General features: G+C 65.1%; 1 protein-coding gene. It reads right to left on the minus strand.

All coding sequences use genetic code 11. The annotated features are described in order from the left end of the window. Positions 1-15 precede the first annotated feature (15 nt). Positions 16-1,164, minus strand: a 1,149-nt coding sequence (locus tag JQ575_RS44225; protein WP_212039428.1) for an IS1380-like element ISBdi2 family transposase, incomplete at its 5' end; no start/stop codon positions are given.

Genomic DNA, 1,164 nt, shown 5'->3' on the forward strand with positions numbered 1-1,164 from the left:
CGCAGGCCCGGTCGGTTACGGACCGAGCGGGAGCAGCGCGCCGGGCAAGCCGCGGATCAGGTCGGCTTCGGGACATGCCGCGGCAAACGCAAGGCGAATGCGGCTCGTGGTCTCGACGACACGGGCGGCGATTTTCAAGAGCCGAAGACGCAGCGTCGCGAACTCGGCAGCGGCCAATTCCCGGGCTTTGGGAATGGCGTCGCGCACGGTCAGCATCAGCCAATAAGCGGCCGTATGGAGCACGAGACGGACCTGGTTGGCGAGCGCCGAACGGCAGCTGGTGCGATCGGAGGCGAGCTGCGTCTTATGCAGCTTGATCAGATTCTCGGCTTGGCCGCGCGCGCAATACAGGCTGTCGTAGATCCACTCGGCCGAGCCGACATCGAGGCTGGTGACGACGAAGCGGATGTCGAGGCCGAGCATCGTCGCCTCAATACGGGCGACAGTGCGCCGTTCGCGATCCCAGGACTTTGCCTTGTGGCGCGTCTCGGTATAGCCACGCAGAACCGGCAGGTTCTCGATGGCGCGTCGGGTGCGGATGTCGTCGGCGACCTCGTCGACTTTTCTGGCGAGAGGCTTGGTGCCGGACAGACCGAAGATGTAGTCGATGCCGTTGGTCTCGCACCACGCCATGGCCTCCGGCCGGGCATAGTGCCCGTCGCCACGGAACGTAATTTGCGTGTTGTGCCATCGCGTCCGGATATGCCGTACCAGGCGGCGCAGATGGGCACGCACCTCGACGCCGCCCGGCGTCTTGCCGGGCCGCAGCACGACGGCCACGGGCCGGCTCTTCTCCGTGTCGTAGACGTGGATCGGCAGAAAGCAGCGTTCGTCATAATGAGCGTTGAACAGCGAGAGCTGCTGATGGCCGTGGACGACGTCGCAGGTATCATCGATGTCGAGCGTGACGGATGCCGGCTCGCGCGGGTAGCTATCCATCCATGCGTCGACCAAAATGTAGGTCAGTCGGATCACGTCGCGCAGGCGCGGAGCATTCTCCAGCCGCGACAGCGTCGGCTGGGAACACAAATCCCGGCCCGTGTCCGGCAGCCGTCCGCAGGCCAGCTTGAATGCCGGATCGGACCGCAGATGATCGAGGTCGTCGGCGTCCTCGTAGCCGCAGCAGATCGCGAACATGCGAGCGCGGAGCATATCGACCAGGCT

Origin of the sequence: Bradyrhizobium sp. JYMT SZCCT0428 (assembly GCF_018131075.1) — a bacterium.
Taxonomy (GTDB): domain Bacteria; phylum Pseudomonadota; class Alphaproteobacteria; order Rhizobiales; family Xanthobacteraceae; genus Bradyrhizobium.